At 56.3% G+C, this 14,448-nt stretch carries 17 protein-coding genes; 12 read left to right on the top strand and 5 right to left on the bottom strand.

Annotated features, from left to right (window positions below; genetic code table 11):
• Positions 1 to 112: 112 nt before the first annotated feature.
• Positions 113 to 571: an ATPase gene (locus ACXAET_RS21745; protein WP_170634730.1), complete on the top strand. Its 459-nt coding sequence runs from the start codon at positions 113 to 115 to the stop codon at positions 569 to 571.
• A 9-nt stretch (positions 572 to 580) separates the two neighbouring features.
• Here ACXAET_RS21745 and ACXAET_RS21750 read toward each other — a convergent pair whose 3' ends face one another.
• From ACXAET_RS21750 to ACXAET_RS21760, 3 genes are all read right to left on the bottom strand, one after another.
• Positions 581 to 2,677: a protein-disulfide reductase DsbD family protein gene (locus ACXAET_RS21750; RefSeq protein WP_170634728.1), complete on the bottom strand. Its 2,097-nt coding sequence runs from the start codon at positions 2,675 to 2,677 to the stop codon at positions 581 to 583.
• Between the two features lie 117 nt (positions 2,678 to 2,794).
• Positions 2,795 to 2,998, bottom strand: coding sequence for a hypothetical protein (locus tag ACXAET_RS21755; protein ID WP_475190658.1), 204 nt, complete (start codon positions 2,996 to 2,998; stop codon positions 2,795 to 2,797).
• Between the two features lie 9 nt (positions 2,999 to 3,007).
• Entirely contained in the window at positions 3,008 to 3,319 is a 312-nt protein-coding gene (locus tag ACXAET_RS21760; protein WP_267362933.1) for a DUF2933 domain-containing protein, read from the bottom strand.
• Between the two features lie 376 nt (positions 3,320 to 3,695).
• Between ACXAET_RS21760 and ACXAET_RS21765 the strand changes: the two genes are divergently transcribed.
• Complete coding sequence (locus tag ACXAET_RS21765) at positions 3,696 to 4,349, top strand: L,D-transpeptidase (protein WP_170634726.1); 654 nt, start codon at positions 3,696 to 3,698, stop codon at positions 4,347 to 4,349.
• A 10-nt stretch (positions 4,350 to 4,359) separates the two neighbouring features.
• Here ACXAET_RS21765 and ACXAET_RS21770 read toward each other — a convergent pair whose 3' ends face one another.
• On the bottom strand, positions 4,360 to 4,632 hold the full coding sequence (locus ACXAET_RS21770) for a hypothetical protein (protein ID WP_152460782.1): 273 nt from the start codon (positions 4,630 to 4,632) through the stop codon (positions 4,360 to 4,362).
• Between the two features lie 351 nt (positions 4,633 to 4,983).
• Between ACXAET_RS21770 and ACXAET_RS21775 the strand changes: the two genes are divergently transcribed.
• The 8 genes from ACXAET_RS21775 (at position 4,984) to ACXAET_RS21810 (ending at position 10,561) form a co-directional block, all read left to right on the top strand.
• Positions 4,984 to 5,574: a L,D-transpeptidase gene (locus ACXAET_RS21775; protein ID WP_170634724.1), complete on the top strand. Its 591-nt coding sequence runs from the start codon at positions 4,984 to 4,986 to the stop codon at positions 5,572 to 5,574.
• Between the two features lie 67 nt (positions 5,575 to 5,641).
• Positions 5,642 to 6,091 carry a c-type cytochrome gene (locus ACXAET_RS21780; protein WP_170634722.1) on the top strand — a complete coding sequence of 150 codons (450 nt, stop codon included), beginning with the start codon at positions 5,642 to 5,644 and terminating at the stop codon, positions 6,089 to 6,091.
• Positions 6,092 to 6,244: 153 nt separating this feature from the next.
• The gene (locus tag ACXAET_RS21785; RefSeq protein ID WP_152460779.1) at positions 6,245 to 6,427 is read left to right on the top strand and encodes a hypothetical protein; all 183 of its coding nucleotides are present in this window, start codon (positions 6,245 to 6,247) and stop codon (positions 6,425 to 6,427) included.
• A 60-nt stretch (positions 6,428 to 6,487) separates the two neighbouring features.
• Positions 6,488 to 7,039: a c-type cytochrome gene (locus ACXAET_RS21790; protein ID WP_170634721.1), complete on the top strand. Its 552-nt coding sequence runs from the start codon at positions 6,488 to 6,490 to the stop codon at positions 7,037 to 7,039.
• Between the two features lie 9 nt (positions 7,040 to 7,048).
• Positions 7,049 to 7,948 carry a c-type cytochrome gene (locus tag ACXAET_RS21795; protein WP_050605716.1) on the top strand — a complete coding sequence of 300 codons (900 nt, stop codon included), beginning with the start codon at positions 7,049 to 7,051 and terminating at the stop codon, positions 7,946 to 7,948.
• A gap of 39 nt (positions 7,949 to 7,987) precedes the next feature.
• The gene (locus tag ACXAET_RS21800) at positions 7,988 to 9,358 is read left to right on the top strand and encodes a multicopper oxidase family protein (protein WP_170634718.1); all 1,371 of its coding nucleotides are present in this window, start codon (positions 7,988 to 7,990) and stop codon (positions 9,356 to 9,358) included.
• Complete coding sequence (locus ACXAET_RS21805) at positions 9,358 to 9,831, top strand: c-type cytochrome (RefSeq protein ID WP_170634716.1); 474 nt, start codon at positions 9,358 to 9,360, stop codon at positions 9,829 to 9,831. Before ACXAET_RS21800 ends, ACXAET_RS21805 begins: the two co-directional genes overlap by 1 nt.
• Position 9,832: 1 nt before the next feature.
• Positions 9,833 to 10,561 carry a DsbA family protein gene (locus tag ACXAET_RS21810; RefSeq protein ID WP_475190680.1) on the top strand — a complete coding sequence of 243 codons (729 nt, stop codon included), beginning with the start codon at positions 9,833 to 9,835 and terminating at the stop codon, positions 10,559 to 10,561.
• 35 nt (positions 10,562 to 10,596) lie between these two features.
• Here the strand turns inward: ACXAET_RS21810 and ACXAET_RS21815 are convergent, their stop codons facing one another.
• Positions 10,597 to 10,794 (bottom strand): heavy-metal-associated domain-containing protein, encoded by a 198-nt coding sequence (locus ACXAET_RS21815; RefSeq protein WP_170634714.1) that lies wholly within the window; start codon positions 10,792 to 10,794, stop codon positions 10,597 to 10,599.
• A gap of 173 nt (positions 10,795 to 10,967) precedes the next feature.
• Here ACXAET_RS21815 and ACXAET_RS21820 point away from each other — a divergent pair, with 173 nt between their 5' ends.
• Both ACXAET_RS21820 and cueR read left to right on the top strand, forming a co-directional pair.
• Complete coding sequence (locus tag ACXAET_RS21820; protein ID WP_170634712.1) at positions 10,968 to 13,478, top strand: heavy metal translocating P-type ATPase; 2,511 nt, start codon at positions 10,968 to 10,970, stop codon at positions 13,476 to 13,478.
• Positions 13,479 to 13,493: 15 nt separating this feature from the next.
• Positions 13,494 to 13,880, top strand: coding sequence for a Cu(I)-responsive transcriptional regulator (gene cueR / locus ACXAET_RS21825; RefSeq protein WP_152460772.1), 387 nt, complete (start codon positions 13,494 to 13,496; stop codon positions 13,878 to 13,880).
• Positions 13,881 to 14,448 lie beyond the last annotated feature (568 nt).

Below are 14,448 nucleotides of genomic sequence, written 5' to 3' on the forward strand. Positions count from 1 at the left end.
CCCGCAGCCCGGCGTGGATCGGGCCGGCGCCGACTTCGCGCTGATGCCCAGTGAGCCATCTGGAAAATTCCGGTTTAGGCTATCGCATGCCGATCTTTAGGAGGTTGAGACCATGAAAGTTGAAACGTTTTCTGATCTAATTGTCTGGACGCGGGAAATGCATCATTGGCTCGCCGAATGTTTGGCCCACTGTTCGACACAGTCAGAGCAGGAGTTGGCCAGGATGTTGCTTACCTACTTCGCCGATCATGAGGCTGCTCTGGAGAAAATCGTCGATGGTTTCGTGAAACGAGCCGATCCCAAAGCGCTCAACACCTGGGTATATGACTATTTGGGCAATGAGCCGATCGACCCACATCGCGCCTGCGACAGGCCGTTCGCACAGATGAGCGTCGATGAGATCTGCGAAGCGGTCTTCGATCTTCACAATCAGGTGATCGACTTATATCGGTATTTGCACGGGCGTGCCGAGATACCCGATGCACGCGAACTCCTTCAGGCGCTACTGGATATGGAAGAGCACGAGACCATGCGTTTAGCGCAGCAGAGCAACCGCGTCCGGGATATGTGAACTCCGGGGTCAGGATCCGCTTTCCACGGCTCCGCCCGCAATCGGCGCGGCCTGTTCCATCGCGTCGAGAATGGCGTTCGTGGTCAATATCTCTGGCAGGGCGATGCCTTCGGGGGCCGACGGGCCGTAGACGATGTTGAAGGGGATCCCGAACCGTCCATTGTCGTCAAGGAAACGGGCGATCACATCGTCGGGGCGGGTCCAGTCGGCCTGCATCGGAATTGCTTTGTCCGATTGCAGTGTTGCCAGAACCTCGCCGCGTTCCAGCACCAGCGCTTTGTTGGCCTTGCAGGTCAGACACCAGTCGGCTGTGACATCGACGAAAACCACCTCGCCGCGCGACACAAGGCGGGCGATTTCGGAGCGGCTGAAGGTAATCCATGGAATCTCTCCGGCTGCCTCAAGCAGCCTGGACCGGTCTTTGCCGGCAATCGCAACCGGTGCGGCAAACGCTGCGGTCAGCGTCAGCAACAGGGCTGTCCAGCGCAAAACGGGTGGCATCGTCGTACTTTTCCAGATCAATAGGACCAGAACAGTTGCAGCCAGCACGGTAGCAGTTGCAGCAGTGTCTCCGGCCACCCCGATCATCACCCAGACCAACCAGCCGATCGTGGTTAGCAGTGCCGCCGACAGGGCCCATTTTAATCCCACCATCCAACGCCCCGGTTTAGGCAGAGCGGTGGTGAGTTTCGGGTGCACTGCAACCAGCAAGTAAGGAATGGCCAGCCCGACCCCCATTGCGGTGAAGATCGCCACGATATCCACCGGTCGGCCGGTCAAGGCAAAGGCCACCGCCGTGCCGAGGAAGGGGGCCGAGCAGGGCGTCGCCAGAACTGCTGAAAAAGTTCCGGTCAGGAAATCCCCGACCAGCGACACGCGGCCCTTTTCGACATGGGCCAGCCGGGTGTTCAGCGACTGCGGCAGCGTGATCTCGAACAGGCCCGCGAGGCTGGCTGCAAAAACCGCCAGCACCACGATCATCACCGCAAGGAAAAGCGGATTCTGGAACTGGATGCCCCAGCCGACGGAATAGCCCAGCGACCGCGCCGCAATGGTGATAGCCGCCAACAGCCACATGAATGTCAGGATTCCGGCTGCCGAAGCCAGGAACCCGGCGCGAATCTGAGCCGCAGAGCGGTCGCGAGCCTTTACCGCCGAGGAAAGCTTGATCGAAAGCACTGGCAGTACGCAGGGCATGACATTCAGAATCAACCCGCCACCCACCGCCAGCAAAATGATCCAGACCAGCGCGCTGGCTGAAGTTTCGGCGGCCGCGATCTCATATGGTGGCGGGGTAGGGGGAGAGTCGGTACGGGGCGAAAACTCGGCCACGCGGTTGGTGTCGGTAACCGTGACGGACAAGGAGGGGGGGTCCTGTGCCAGAGCGAGGACCGGGAACTGCACCCATAGCTGACGCCTGTCGCCAGCGAGCCGGATGTCGGGTGCACCAAACGCGGTATCACGTCCCATGTCGGGAAAGACATCAGGCGCATCAAAGGGCAGGTCGCTGGTGAAATTCAGCGTCAGCATCTCGGACACGGTATCCAGGGTCGCGGCATCGGACTTCATTCCGCTTGTGTTTCCCGTGGTTGGCACCCGCGACAGAAAGGCATTTATAAGCCGGGCCGAGTCCTGATCCCGACCCGTTCCCTGAGTCAGCGACAAGTCCAGCGAAAACTCGACCGGCACACAGATATCGGAACAGATCAGCGTTGTCACAGCGGCCTTCAAGTCAACTGGCGCTCCGGGGTTCTCGAGTGTGACGGTCAGCGGAAAGACCACTTCGTCCTTGTACCCGAAATTCTCGATCCCGAAGGCGCGAAAACGGATCGGCGCGGGCCAGTGAAACTGTACGTCGCTGACGTTTTGCGAGCCGTTCCAAGTGATCTTGGGCGGAATTCCCACCTCACCAGGCGACTTCCAGTAGGTTTTCCAATCTTCGCCCAGTTTCAGATGCAGTCCTGCAGTGATCGTCTTGACGTCAGGCGCGATCCCGTCCTGCGCGGTAATTATGTGTGCGACCAGGGGCTCTGATTCATACGCTTGGGATGTAGCTGCAAGGCTTGTCCCGGCGGAAGTCTGGCCAAAGATTAACCCCAAGATCATAATACATAAATTTAGGAGTGTTCTTGCCATTGCGCGTTGCCATCGGTTGTTTTGCACCCGTCTCTGCCAGATTCCAGCGCTGGAGGGTCAACGAGCCGGAATGTCACATCCCCACGATCAGCTCACGAAACCTTCGCGCCCGTCTTCGCAGATGAAATAGGCCCCGCCATTCGCGCCCTCCCACTGAACCCGGCAACCTTGGGGCAGTGCGTATTCAGGCTGCGGCGGTTGCAACGGGCATAGTTTAGGGCGTGGTGCGCAGGCCGCCAGCGAAAGAGCGGCCAGCGACACGGCGATCGACCTTGAGTACCGAAACTTCATGATTGAAGATTATTGCCGGGGTACCGTGTTCGGCCCCACGGGGACGTCGGTTGCCTTCGGCCGATCCGATTCCGAGTTGGTCGAATGGCAGGATTTTCCCATCGCCTTGTGCAACAAGAAATGTGCTCCAACGCACAGGATCAACGGTGCGAACAGACTCAAAGAGTCAGAAAGCCCGCCAACCATTCCGCCGGCGATAAAGTAGAGAGCGATCGGCGTCACCATGACAATGCAACAAGACATCATGCCCCATTTCATGATCTTGCCACCGGTAACCGGTGTTGCCGCTTGCGGCGCGTCTGCGGTCTGCTTTTCTTTCACGTTCAGCTCCAAAATTGGGATTGGAGACCTCTGGTAGCGCCTTCCCGCGATGGAAGGTCAAGCTGATTTGGCGCGAAGCGAATTTGAAGCAGACAAACCAGTTCTGCAATTCCCAGGGCGTTACTCGGTACATAGACGCGGTCCGAACCTGGAAGATTTCAGGGGATATAACATAGCAGGCATTGTCGTCCCGAGGCTTGGTGAAGGTTCAGGTTAAACACGAAGCTGCCTAAGTCACTTTATGCCTTGAAAACTCGCGGGTGGATCGTAGCGGTATCGAACGAACAATTGAATGGACAAATCTTCCCCCGTCGCGGATTGTCTAATCCCCTGGATACTAACTCCAGGCCCTAACCAGGCAACAGGAGGGCTATAAATGCTGACCAGACGACATTTTGTTGCAGCCTCGCTCGCCATTTTCTCTCAGCCGGTTCTTGGAGTGACGTCGGCGGCTGCCTCGCAATGGTCGGAGTGGGATGCGCAAGTAACGCCAGCCAATTTTGATCCCGCAACATCCAATCCCTGGGGGTTACACCCACGTTTCCTGCCTCAGCGTGTGCAAACCAATCGACCACTTATTCCGGGTGACATTCATGTCGACGCGGTGGCACGATATCTGTATTTCATCGAAGACGGTGGCACAGCAATGCGTTACGGCGTAGCCATTGCCCGAGGCAATCTTTACGAGCCCGGTGTCTACACAATCAAGCGAAAGGCCAAATGGCCGCGTTGGACTCCTACAGCCGAAATGATTGAACGCGACCCTGATGAATATGCGCAATTCGCAGATGGTGTGCCCGGTGGGCCGACAAACCCATTGGGATCAAGGGCGTTTTATCTGTTCGAAGGTGGTCGCGACACATACCTGCGAATTCACGGAACGCCTTATCCAAGATCTATCGGAGGTCGCGCAAGTTCTGGCTGCGTAAGGATGGCGATGCCACATATCATCGGGCTTTATGATCGTGTCAGGCCAGGGTCCACGGCTCATCTCTACCCTCCCGAGCGCCTTCTGACCGCGACCAGCTGATAGGCGCTTGTCAGGCGCGCGTACAGATTGGGCGCCCTTCAATAGTCCTGAGTGGCAGGTAGGTTGTTTCAACCGGCCCCACGTAGCGATACCAATAGCAACCGTCCTCGGGCATGATTTTAACGGCGTTCAGGTCCTGGCCCGGAGCAGCGATCTGGGCAACGGCGTCAGGAACTCGGGAAAGCGTTCCGGGCTCGCTTTCTGCAGATATCGACGTTGTTTCGGTGCAGGCGCCGACGAGCATAAGTGCGGCCAGTGCTTGGAAAGCTTTCTTGAAGCACATGGTGTTTAGTCCACTGTGTTTGTCATTTGTAGTACCTGATACCCTCGCATCGACGGGTGATCACATCAATTCACCAAGAACTAAGCAATTGTTAGCGTTGCTTTTTTGTGCTCGGTTGATTCAAGAAAGTCAGGTTTTGCTTAAAGCAGCCTGGAATTACGTCCAAGAAAAACTGCTTTTCCACAATGACTTGATGATTTGGGTCCGCCTTCCAAGGAAATATTCCTGCGCCGACGGCAACAACAATTCAGACGAGGCATCCCATATGAAATGTCATTTGCGTGTTGACCTTCCAGCGCAGGAACCGGGCATACGAGCTATTTGAGTCGGAAAAAAAGAATAAACTTTGGGATGGCAGGCATGAAACGGAGCAAAGAAAGAAAGGTTGTTACGCGACGTGAAGTGATTGCCGCGTTAGCTGCGACGACGCTTTTTCCAGCACCTGCCGTTTGGGCCCAATCAACGGCAACTGAGGGGACGCGCCGCAATGTTTCCTCATTCCGCGTTGCTAAATGGCAGGACCACTTTGATACCTTAAAAAACGGGGTAATCCTGTCCGATACACAGTCCAAGGTCATGCAATATTGGTCAGAAGACGAAAGCGTTTACCGGATGTATCCGACCAGTGTACCGCTCACGGAAGACCTTACAAGGCTGGGTTACACCACGGTTATTCGCAAGGTCGAAGGGCCATCTTGGCGACCAACGCCGGCAATGAAAGAGCGCAATCCAGCATGGCCTGACTATGTAGGCCCGGGTCCTGAGAATCCTCTGGGGACACATGCGCTCTATTTGAGCTGGCAATACTACCGCATCCACGGCACCAACGACACGCGCAAGATCGGGAGAAGATCCTCCAACGGCTGCATTGGCTTGTACAACGAGCAGATTGCGGAATTGTTCGAACTGGCCACTGTGGGCACTCAGGTAAAACTGATCTGACCTTGGTCAGGCCGATTTATTTTGCGCGCGTTGAACCTAAGAACTGACAATCATGTGAAGAACAGAGATGGATAAACTTACACTCTTGATCGGCGGAGTAGTGATCGCAGGCGCCGCCGCGTTCGTCTACAACTTAAATCAGCAACCAACAGGTCACTCGATGACGCCGCCCGATACGTCAGCACTGGAGCCAGGAGACCCAATCGAAAACGTCAATCTGCCGGAACAGCTAACCGAATTTGCGGCCGTCGGCAAAGTGGCATTCGACGCCAAATGCTCGGCGTGCCATGGCGCGAATGCAACGGGTCTGGAAGGCCTTGCACCACCTTTGGTGCATAAAATCTATGAACCAAGCCACCATTCCGACGAGTCATTTTATGTGGCAGTCCAGAATGGAGTTCGGGCACACCATTGGAAGTTCGGCAATATGCCGCCGGTCGATGGCTTGACCCGTGCGGATGTGAAAGGCATCGTGGCGTATATCAGAGAGCTGCAGCAGGAAAACGGGATTTTCTGAAGGTGACGAGCCGAATGAGCAGTGCAATTCGTTACATCATACTGTCAATGGTGCTGACCATTGGCGGGCTGCTTGTGACGGCCGATTCTGCTCATGCACATGGCAGTGGTTCACAGCACGTGATTGACCAAACGGACTCAGCGGACGTTGAGCATGTCAAGCAGGGTCATCCCGGACATTGTCATGGCGGAACGATTTGCAACGCTGTTGGTCTATTTTCGATGGGTCCACCACCGCCTGGCCCCCAAGATACTGAACAAAGATACTCGATCCCTCGAGCCCAATACCGGGTTCTCGGTATCGCGGCGTTTGACCCACCGCCGCCGCGTGTCCTGATCTGACCAGTCGAATTGCGCTCAACTTGGGCGCGTCGAAGCAGACGACAAGGACAAAACAATGAACATTCTAAAATTGACCACAGGCGTTGCCCTGGTTTCTCTGTTCGCAGCCGCCGCCCTGGCGCATGGTGGCGCAACCGGCATCGTCAAAGAACGCATGGATGGTATGTCCGCGATGAAGGACAGCATGAAGATCCTTACGCCGATGATGCAGGGGAAAACGCCCTACAATGCGCAAACGGTACGAAGCGAGGCCAAGAAAATCGGGCGTCACGCTGGCGAGAGCATGACAAAGCTGTTTCCAGAGGGATCTGATGGCAAACCCTCGGAGGCCAAATCGGAGATCTGGCAGGATTGGGGTTCATTTGCAGAGTTAGCCAGGCAGTTGGAAACCTACTCTGAAGGCCTTGTGCTTGCGGCGGACAACGGGTTGATGATGTCCGGGTCGGGCCATGGTTCGGGCATGATGGGCGGCGCATCCATGATGGGTGCCGGAATGATGGGCGGCAGTCCAAACCAGGCACAACTTTCTGAAATGCCGGCAGATGGTGTGTTCATGATGCTGAGCCAGACATGCTCGGCATGTCACACGCAGTTTCGGTCGGAATAGGAATGCGTCATGAGACCGATATTCCGATTGGGCCTTGCTGCCGCCGTAACGGCGTCAGCGGGACTTGTTGCCGTGATGGCTTGGCCAATTGGCCAGCCCTTACAAGCTCTCGACATTCAGGGTGACGTTAACCGCGGGGCTTATCTGGCAAGGGCAAGTGGCTGTATCGCTTGCCACACAGATTTTGCCAAAGGGGGCGCGCCCTTGGCCGGTGGGGTGGAGTTGGATACCCCGTTCGGCACGCTCTTTTCACCGAACCTGACCACAGATCCCGATCACGGGATCGGTGACTGGACAATCGAGGAGTTTGCTCGCGCTGTGCGTCAAGGCGTGTCACCCGGCGGACAACCCTACTACCCGGCCTTTCCTTATCCGTTCTATGCCAATTTCACGGATCAGGATATCGCCGATCTCTGGGCCGCCTGGCAAACGGTTGCACCGGTAGCGGAACCGTCAAAAGAGCAGGAAATGGCGTTCCCCTTCAATCAGAGATGGGGCCTGAAGCTGTGGCGCGCGGCTTTTCTGGAACCACCCCGTACTGATCCCGTGCCGGGCAATGACGAAGTGTGGAACCGGGGTCGGCTACTGGTCGAAGGTGCTACGCATTGTGCGGCCTGCCACACCGGGAGGAACCTGGCTGGCGCAAGAAATTCGGACACGGAACACTTCAAAGGAAGTGACTCCCTGCCGGGCGGTGACAAGGCACCGGCCATCGACTTTGAGACCCTGCAAAAGCGTGGTTGGACGGTAGATGATTTGGCCTACGCGTTGCGCACCGGCGTCATGCCTGATGGCGATGTCTTCGGCGGCGCCATGGGAGAGGTCGTAAACTATGGCACCAGCTTTCTGACAGACGAAGACCGGAAGGCAATGGCGACCTATCTGCTGGATGTGCACGACGGGGGATAATCGAGTGAGAGATCAAATTTTCTTTGGAGGGAAGTCCTCATGAAGCTCAATCGCAGGCAATTCGTTGCAGGCACGTCGGCACTAATCGCAGTGCCGACTATCGGGAGGGCGGCTACCGCCCCCCGAATAATCGAGGCGCGTTCAGGATTGGCACGTGTTGCCCCCGACAGCTATCCTGAAACCGAGATATGGGGATATGATGGCGGTGTTCCGGGCCCCGAAATTCGTGCCAGGCAGGGCGAAACGGTTCGCCGGACACTCCTGAACTCACTGCCTCAGCCTACGGCAATCCATTGGCACGGATTGCGGGTTCCGAACAATATGGACGGGGTGCCGGGCCTTACGCAGGAGGCTGTACCAACCGGCGGCGAATTTCAGTATGACTTGCCTCTGAAGGACGCGGGGACCTTCTGGTATCACTCTCACAACCAGTCAACGGAACAAGTGGCCAGGGGCCTTTACGGCGCGTTCATCGTCGACGAAACGGACCCGCCGGACACGGACCATGACATCACGATCCTTCTGGATGATTGGCGGTTGGGTAAGGACGCTCAAATAGTAGATGATTTTGGTGCAATGCATGATTGGACCCATGCAGGTCGCATGGGTAACTACGTTCACGCACGTATATCGCCCATGACCGAAGTTTTGACGAACCAGCGTTTGCGAATTCGAATGGTCAACGTGGCAACTGATCGGATCATGTATGTCTCAGTAGGTGGCGCAAACGGGAAACTGGTCGCTTATGATGGCATGCCTGTAAGGCAGCCAGAGGATTTTGAAACCCTTGTTTTCGGGCCTGCACAGCGAGCAGACTTAATTGTTGATGTCACAGCGGAATCGAACGAATCCGTTCAAATAACTCTTCACGAACGCGATGAATCGTTTGTCATCGCTGAGATTCCGGTTTCGGGAAGCGGCACATCTGCTAACCGCGGTGTGATCGCAGCCCTGCCACCCAACCCTGCTTCTTTTCTCGAAGATGTTTCTGACGCTTTGACAGTTCCATTGGTGATGGAAGGCGGGGCGATGGGCGGACTGCGTCAAGGCACTTTTAACGGCCGGGTCATGAGCACCAATGAATTGGTCCAGGAAGGGCAGATCTGGACATTCAACGGTGTCGCCGGGTTACCTGAAAACCCACTTGCTGCCGTTTCGCGTGGCGACATAGTCCGGATTCAGATGCAGAACGACACCGTCTTTCCGCACGCTATGCACTTGCACGGGACGCACTTTCAGGAAGTTCTGCCGAACGGCAGCCTGGGGCCGCTGCGGGACACAATCCTGGTTGACCGGATAGAAACGCGGGAGATTGCGTTCGTTGCGGATAACCCGGGGGACTGGCTGTTTCATTGCCACATGCTGTCGCATCAGGCCGCTGGTATGAAGACCTGGCTGAGCGTGGCGTGATGAACAAGAGCGCGGCGAAATGGGTGTCACTGGCTGCTGTGGTGATCATTGTCGCGGTCGCTGGCTGGGGCCTGGGTGGGCGTGCGCAGAACAGTTCATCGGCGGATTCGGCACGTGGTGCAGTTTTGTACGCCGAAAACTGCGCGTCATGCCACGGGGCAGATTTGGAGGGTCAGCCGGATTGGCAAACACCTGATCCGGATGGCGTCTTGCGGGCGCCCCCGCATGACCGAACCGGGCACACCTGGCATCACGGCGACAAGCTGTTGTTCGACTATACAAAGTTTGGCGGGGACCAAACTTTGAAACAGATGGGTGTCGCTGACGTCAAAAGCGGCATGCCAGGCTTCGGGGACACTCTGTCGGATCAGGATATCTGGGACATCCTCGCCTTCATCAAGGAGAGTTGGCCGGATCGGGAACGCAAGCTGCAAGAGCAACGCACCGAAGCAGAACAAACGGAAGGAAACTGATGTGAAACGAATACTTGCAGGCTTAGTCGCTATCGCCATGTCGATTGGCATTCCTATGGCACGCGCCGACGAGCTGTCTGACTCCGATGTAAAACGGCTGGCTCTCGAAGCCATTTTGGAAAACCCTGAGATCATCATGCAGGCGATTCAACTGCTTCAACAGCGCGAGGATCAGGCAAAAGCCGAAGCAATTGGAAGCGTCTTGGAAAATCAGCGTGAATTGCTGGAACAGGATCCGAATGCGCCTGTCATCGGAAACCCGGAAGGCGATGTAACCGTGGTCGAGTTTTTTGACTACAACTGCCCATATTGCAAACGCGCTGCCCCGGTCGTGAAAAACGTAATCGCAGGCGATTCCGATGTACGAGTTGTCTATCGAGAATGGCCCATACTCGGAGAAGGTTCCGACTTCGCGGCACGCGCCGCGCTTGCCTCACGTAATCAGGGAAAATATGAAGAATTTCATTGGGCGCTTATGGCTCTGAACGGTCGTGCCACTGAGGCCAGTGTACTGAAAGTTGTCCGTGAACTCGGCCTGGACGAGGATCAATTGCGCGCAGATATGGAGGCGCCGGAAGTCGACGCACATATTCAGGTGTCCATGGAATTGGCCCGACAGCTTGGCTTCAGTGGCACCCCCTCGTTTGTGATTGGAGATGCTCTTGCCCCGGGGCTGATCGCCGAAGATGAAATGACCCGGCTAATCGAGGCAGTCAGAGACGCAAGATAAAACCAAGGCGGCGACAGAATGCGCCCCTAAGTGTCTCATGCGACCGTGGCTTCGTATCCCTCGGACTTCAGAGCAGCAAGGATTTGATCAAGTGGATTGGCGCTTAAGACACGTACCCTGCGGTTTTCCATGTCAAAGTCCAACTGTGCGGAGGAATCCACCGTGGCAACGGCTTTTTCGATTGCTGACTTGCAGTGCCCGCAGCTCATATCCGGGATATTTAGGGTCGTCATGGATGTTTGCTCCTGTTTTCCGTTGTCCCGGCTAAAGTATTCCAGCACAGGAAGGTCAAGTCGTGAAAATTGGATCGCCAAAATTAGTGGAAAAGAAAGTCAACCCCATCACTTGACCTTCCACTTGCTGGAACCCTTATGTTGCCCGTCAGCAGAACATTTGTGGTGACAATATGACTGAAATTTCACATGCACGGTTTCAAGTTCAGGGTATGAGCTGCGCTTCTTGCGTAGGGCGCGTCGAGCGCGCGTTGAAAGATGTGCCAGGGGTAGATGCCGCTTCGGTTAATCTCGCCAGCGAAAGCGTTCAGGTCGATTTCCGCGATCCAGCCGATAAAGCGGCCATTGCTGATGCGTTAAACAGCGCCGGATATCCGGCACGGACGGAAGAGGTAACGCTGGATATTCAGAACATGTCCTGCGCATCGTGCGTGGGGCGCGTTGAGCGGGCATTGCAAGCAGATGATGGCGTCTTGTCCGCGTCGGTCAATCTGGCCACCGAAAGTGCAACTGTACGTTATGCTGAGGGAGTCACAACACCCGAAGCCATCGCGGCGCTTGCGGCATCTGCTGGCTATCCGGCGAGCCTGCGATCCGCGACGCAGACCGAACCACAAGACCGCAAAGCCAAAGAGATTCGCCAATTGGCCCGGCGAACAAGCTTTGCCGCCTTGCTCGCTTTGCCGGTCTTTATCCTTGAAATGGGCTCGCATGTTATTCCGGGCATGCACCACCTGATAGCGAGCACGATCGGCATCCAGAACAGCTATTACCTGCAATTCCTTCTGACCACGATCGTTCTTTTTGGGCCAGGTTTGCAGTTCTACACCAAGGGCTTCCCTTCCTTGTTCAAAGGCGCGCCGGACATGAACTCTCTGGTGTCCCTGGGCACTTCGGCGGCCTATGGGTTCTCGCTTGTTTCCACCTTTGCGCCGGGTGTTCTTCCCGCCGGCACCGCAAACGTCTACTACGAGGCCGCAGCGGTGATCGTGGTTCTCATATTGCTGGGGCGGTTCCTCGAGGCGCGCGCCAAGGGGCGAACTGGTGAAGCGATCCGAAAATTGGTCGGTCTGCAGGCAAAAACAGCGCGAGTTGAGCGCGACGGATCGGTTGTCGAGCTACCGATCGAGCAGATCGTTGTAGGGGATATTGTGCACGTTCGACCGGGCGAAAAAATCGCGGTGGATGGTGCCGTAGTGACCGGCGCGTCATATGTCGATGAAAGCATGATCACCGGCGAGCCGGTTCCTGCCGAAAAGACCGAGGGCGCAACTGTGGTCGGCGGAACAGTCAATGGCGCGGGCGCATTGACGTACCGGGCTGAAAAGGTCGGCGCAGACACTATGTTGGCCCAGATCATTCAAATGGTCGAACAAGCCCAGGGGGCCAAGCTTCCGATTCAAGGCCTGGTCGATCGCATCACGCTGTGGTTCGTGCCGGTAGTGATCGCTGTGGCCGTTGTGACTGTGCTGGTTTGGATGTTGTTCGGACCCGATCCCGCGCTCAGCCTGGCGTTGGTAGCCGGGGTTGCGGTACTGATCATTGCTTGCCCCTGCGCCATGGGGTTGGCCACACCCACCTCAATCATGGTCGGCACCGGCCGTGCGGCCGAGATGGGTGTCCTTTTCCGAAAGGGCGACGCCTTGCAAATGCTGCAGGAAACCACTGTTGTTGCGGTAGACAAGACAGGGACCTTGACCGAAGGGCGCCCGGAGCTGACCGACCTTATTGTGGCCGAAGGATTGGCCGAGGATGAGGTTCTGCGCCTTGTTGCTGCCGTTGAGGTCACATCCGAACATCCGATCGCCACGGCCATCGTGCGCGCGGCTGAAACCCGTGGTCTGGAGCTTTCGAAGCCAGAAGACTTCACGTCGATCACCGGTTACGGGGTAAGCGCCTCGGTCGAAGGCCATACAATCTTGATCGGGGCCGACCGCCTGATGAGTCGCGAAGGGGTTGAAATGGGCGCGTTGTCTGATCGGGGCGCTGAACTCGCAATCAACGGAAAGACTCCACTTTATGCCTCCGTAGACGGAGTTATCGCAGCCGTCATCGCCGTGGCGGACCCAATCAAGACCACAACGCCAGACGCAATTGAAGCTTTGCACGGACTGGGGCTGAAAGTAGCGATGATTACCGGCGACAATACCGCTACAGCCAAATCCATCGCGGCGCAGCTTGGCATCGATCATGTCGTGGCCGAGGTTCTGCCCGAAGGTAAAGTATCCGCGTTGCAAGATCTGCGCTCAAATGGCGGAAAACTGGCCTTTGTGGGTGATGGCATCAATGATGCCCCCGCTCTGGCGGCGGCTGACGTAGGAATTGCGATCGGGACAGGCACTGACATCGCCATCGAGGCGGCCGACGTCGTTCTGATGTCAGGCGACCTGACAGGCGTGGTCAACGCCTTCGATATTAGTCAGCGCACCATGCGTAACATCCGACAAAACCTGTTCTGGGCTTTCAGCTACAACACGCTGCTCATACCGGTTGCAGCGGGGGTGCTCTATCCGTTTGGCGGCCCGTTGCTGTCGCCGGTTCTGGCTGCAGGTGCCATGGCGCTGTCCAGTGTATTTGTCCTGACCAACGCGCTGCGGTTGCGCTGGGTTAAGCCGATCAAAGTTGGGCGAGAACAGATCTCGCAGAATGAAGAGCAGGCGCTGCGATCAGCGCCTGCTGAATAGAAAAGGAGAACCGCTGTGAATATCGGAGATGTAGCAGAACGTTCGGGTCTGCCTGCCAAAACCATCCGCTATTACGAGGATATCGGATTCATCAAACCCAGGCGCAGTCTGAACGGGTATCGACATTTCGACGAAAAGGAACTGCACAAACTGGCCTTCATCGGGCGGGCCCGTTCCTTGGGCTTTACCATTGAGGATTGCCGTTCACTACTGGCGTTGTACGAGGACAAAGAACGCGCAAGCGCGGACGTGAAGGATATCGCCAAACAGAACCTAAAAGAGATAGATGCCAAGATCGCGGACCTGAAGGCCATGCATGCTACACTGTCTCATCTGATCGACGAATGTGCTGGCGACCACCGCCCTGACTGCCCGATCCTGAAGAACCTCGGCCAAACTTAGATGCGCTCATCGTATGAACTGCCTCCGATTTTGGCAGTTTGTTACGTGTATTCGCGGGAATCAGCTTCATTTCGATGCAGCGCACCAACTCACCTGTTTTTTTCTCCGACTGGCTTGAACACACGTTACGTTCGTCCTAACTGCACGGGATGGAGTGGAAGTTCTTCTCAGTGTTGCGAATGACGTTTCTGACATGCGTCTGCTTGGCGATGACCTTCGTCGGCACTGTTGTGGTCGCGAGCAGTGACGTCAAAAACAGTAGCACCTCTGAGCCTCACGGCGTTTCAATGGCTGCAAAGTCATCAGACTTCAAACACGACCATAGCGGTTTGCATCCGACGACTGGCCAAATCCACACTGATAGCCACGTAAATCACAGCGGAGAATGTCATTCCGGCATCTGCTGCGTTGGTGAATATCCTACCCAAGTGAGTGTTGCTGTGTTGGCTACAGCTTTCGGGCAGCAAAACCGAAACATGGATTCGGAAACCCATCTGTCTCAGGGACCTCTGACTCCCGATCGTCCTCCTCAAATCTCCTGACATCCTCAGGCCCGCAAGCGCGGGCA

The sequence above is a fragment of the Ruegeria sp. AWH4_226 genome, from assembly GCF_056159225.1.

What these genes read in the sequence shown, in the direction of transcription:
- ACXAET_RS21745 (WP_170634730.1), top strand. Translation starts at nt 113, where the DNA reads ATGAAAGTTGAAACGTTTTCTGATCTAATTGTCTGGACGCGGGAAATG.
- ACXAET_RS21750 (WP_170634728.1), bottom strand. Translation starts at nt 2,677, where the DNA reads ATGATCTTGGGGTTAATCTTTGGCCAGACTTCCGCCGGGACAAGCCTT.
- ACXAET_RS21755 (WP_475190658.1), bottom strand. Translation starts at nt 2,998, where the DNA reads ATGAAGTTTCGGTACTCAAGGTCGATCGCCGTGTCGCTGGCCGCTCTT.
- ACXAET_RS21765 (WP_170634726.1), top strand. Translation starts at nt 3,696, where the DNA reads ATGCTGACCAGACGACATTTTGTTGCAGCCTCGCTCGCCATTTTCTCT.
- ACXAET_RS21770 (WP_152460782.1), bottom strand. Translation starts at nt 4,632, where the DNA reads ATGTGCTTCAAGAAAGCTTTCCAAGCACTGGCCGCACTTATGCTCGTC.
- ACXAET_RS21775 (WP_170634724.1), top strand. Translation starts at nt 4,984, where the DNA reads ATGGCAGGCATGAAACGGAGCAAAGAAAGAAAGGTTGTTACGCGACGT.
- ACXAET_RS21780 (WP_170634722.1), top strand. Translation starts at nt 5,642, where the DNA reads ATGGATAAACTTACACTCTTGATCGGCGGAGTAGTGATCGCAGGCGCC.
- ACXAET_RS21785 (WP_152460779.1), top strand. Translation starts at nt 6,245, where the DNA reads ATGTCAAGCAGGGTCATCCCGGACATTGTCATGGCGGAACGATTTGCA.
- ACXAET_RS21790 (WP_170634721.1), top strand. Translation starts at nt 6,488, where the DNA reads ATGAACATTCTAAAATTGACCACAGGCGTTGCCCTGGTTTCTCTGTTC.
- ACXAET_RS21795 (WP_050605716.1), top strand. Translation starts at nt 7,049, where the DNA reads ATGAGACCGATATTCCGATTGGGCCTTGCTGCCGCCGTAACGGCGTCA.
- ACXAET_RS21800 (WP_170634718.1), top strand. Translation starts at nt 7,988, where the DNA reads ATGAAGCTCAATCGCAGGCAATTCGTTGCAGGCACGTCGGCACTAATC.
- ACXAET_RS21805 (WP_170634716.1), top strand. Translation starts at nt 9,358, where the DNA reads ATGAACAAGAGCGCGGCGAAATGGGTGTCACTGGCTGCTGTGGTGATC.
- ACXAET_RS21815 (WP_170634714.1), bottom strand. Translation starts at nt 10,794, where the DNA reads ATGACGACCCTAAATATCCCGGATATGAGCTGCGGGCACTGCAAGTCA.
- ACXAET_RS21820 (WP_170634712.1), top strand. Translation starts at nt 10,968, where the DNA reads ATGACTGAAATTTCACATGCACGGTTTCAAGTTCAGGGTATGAGCTGC.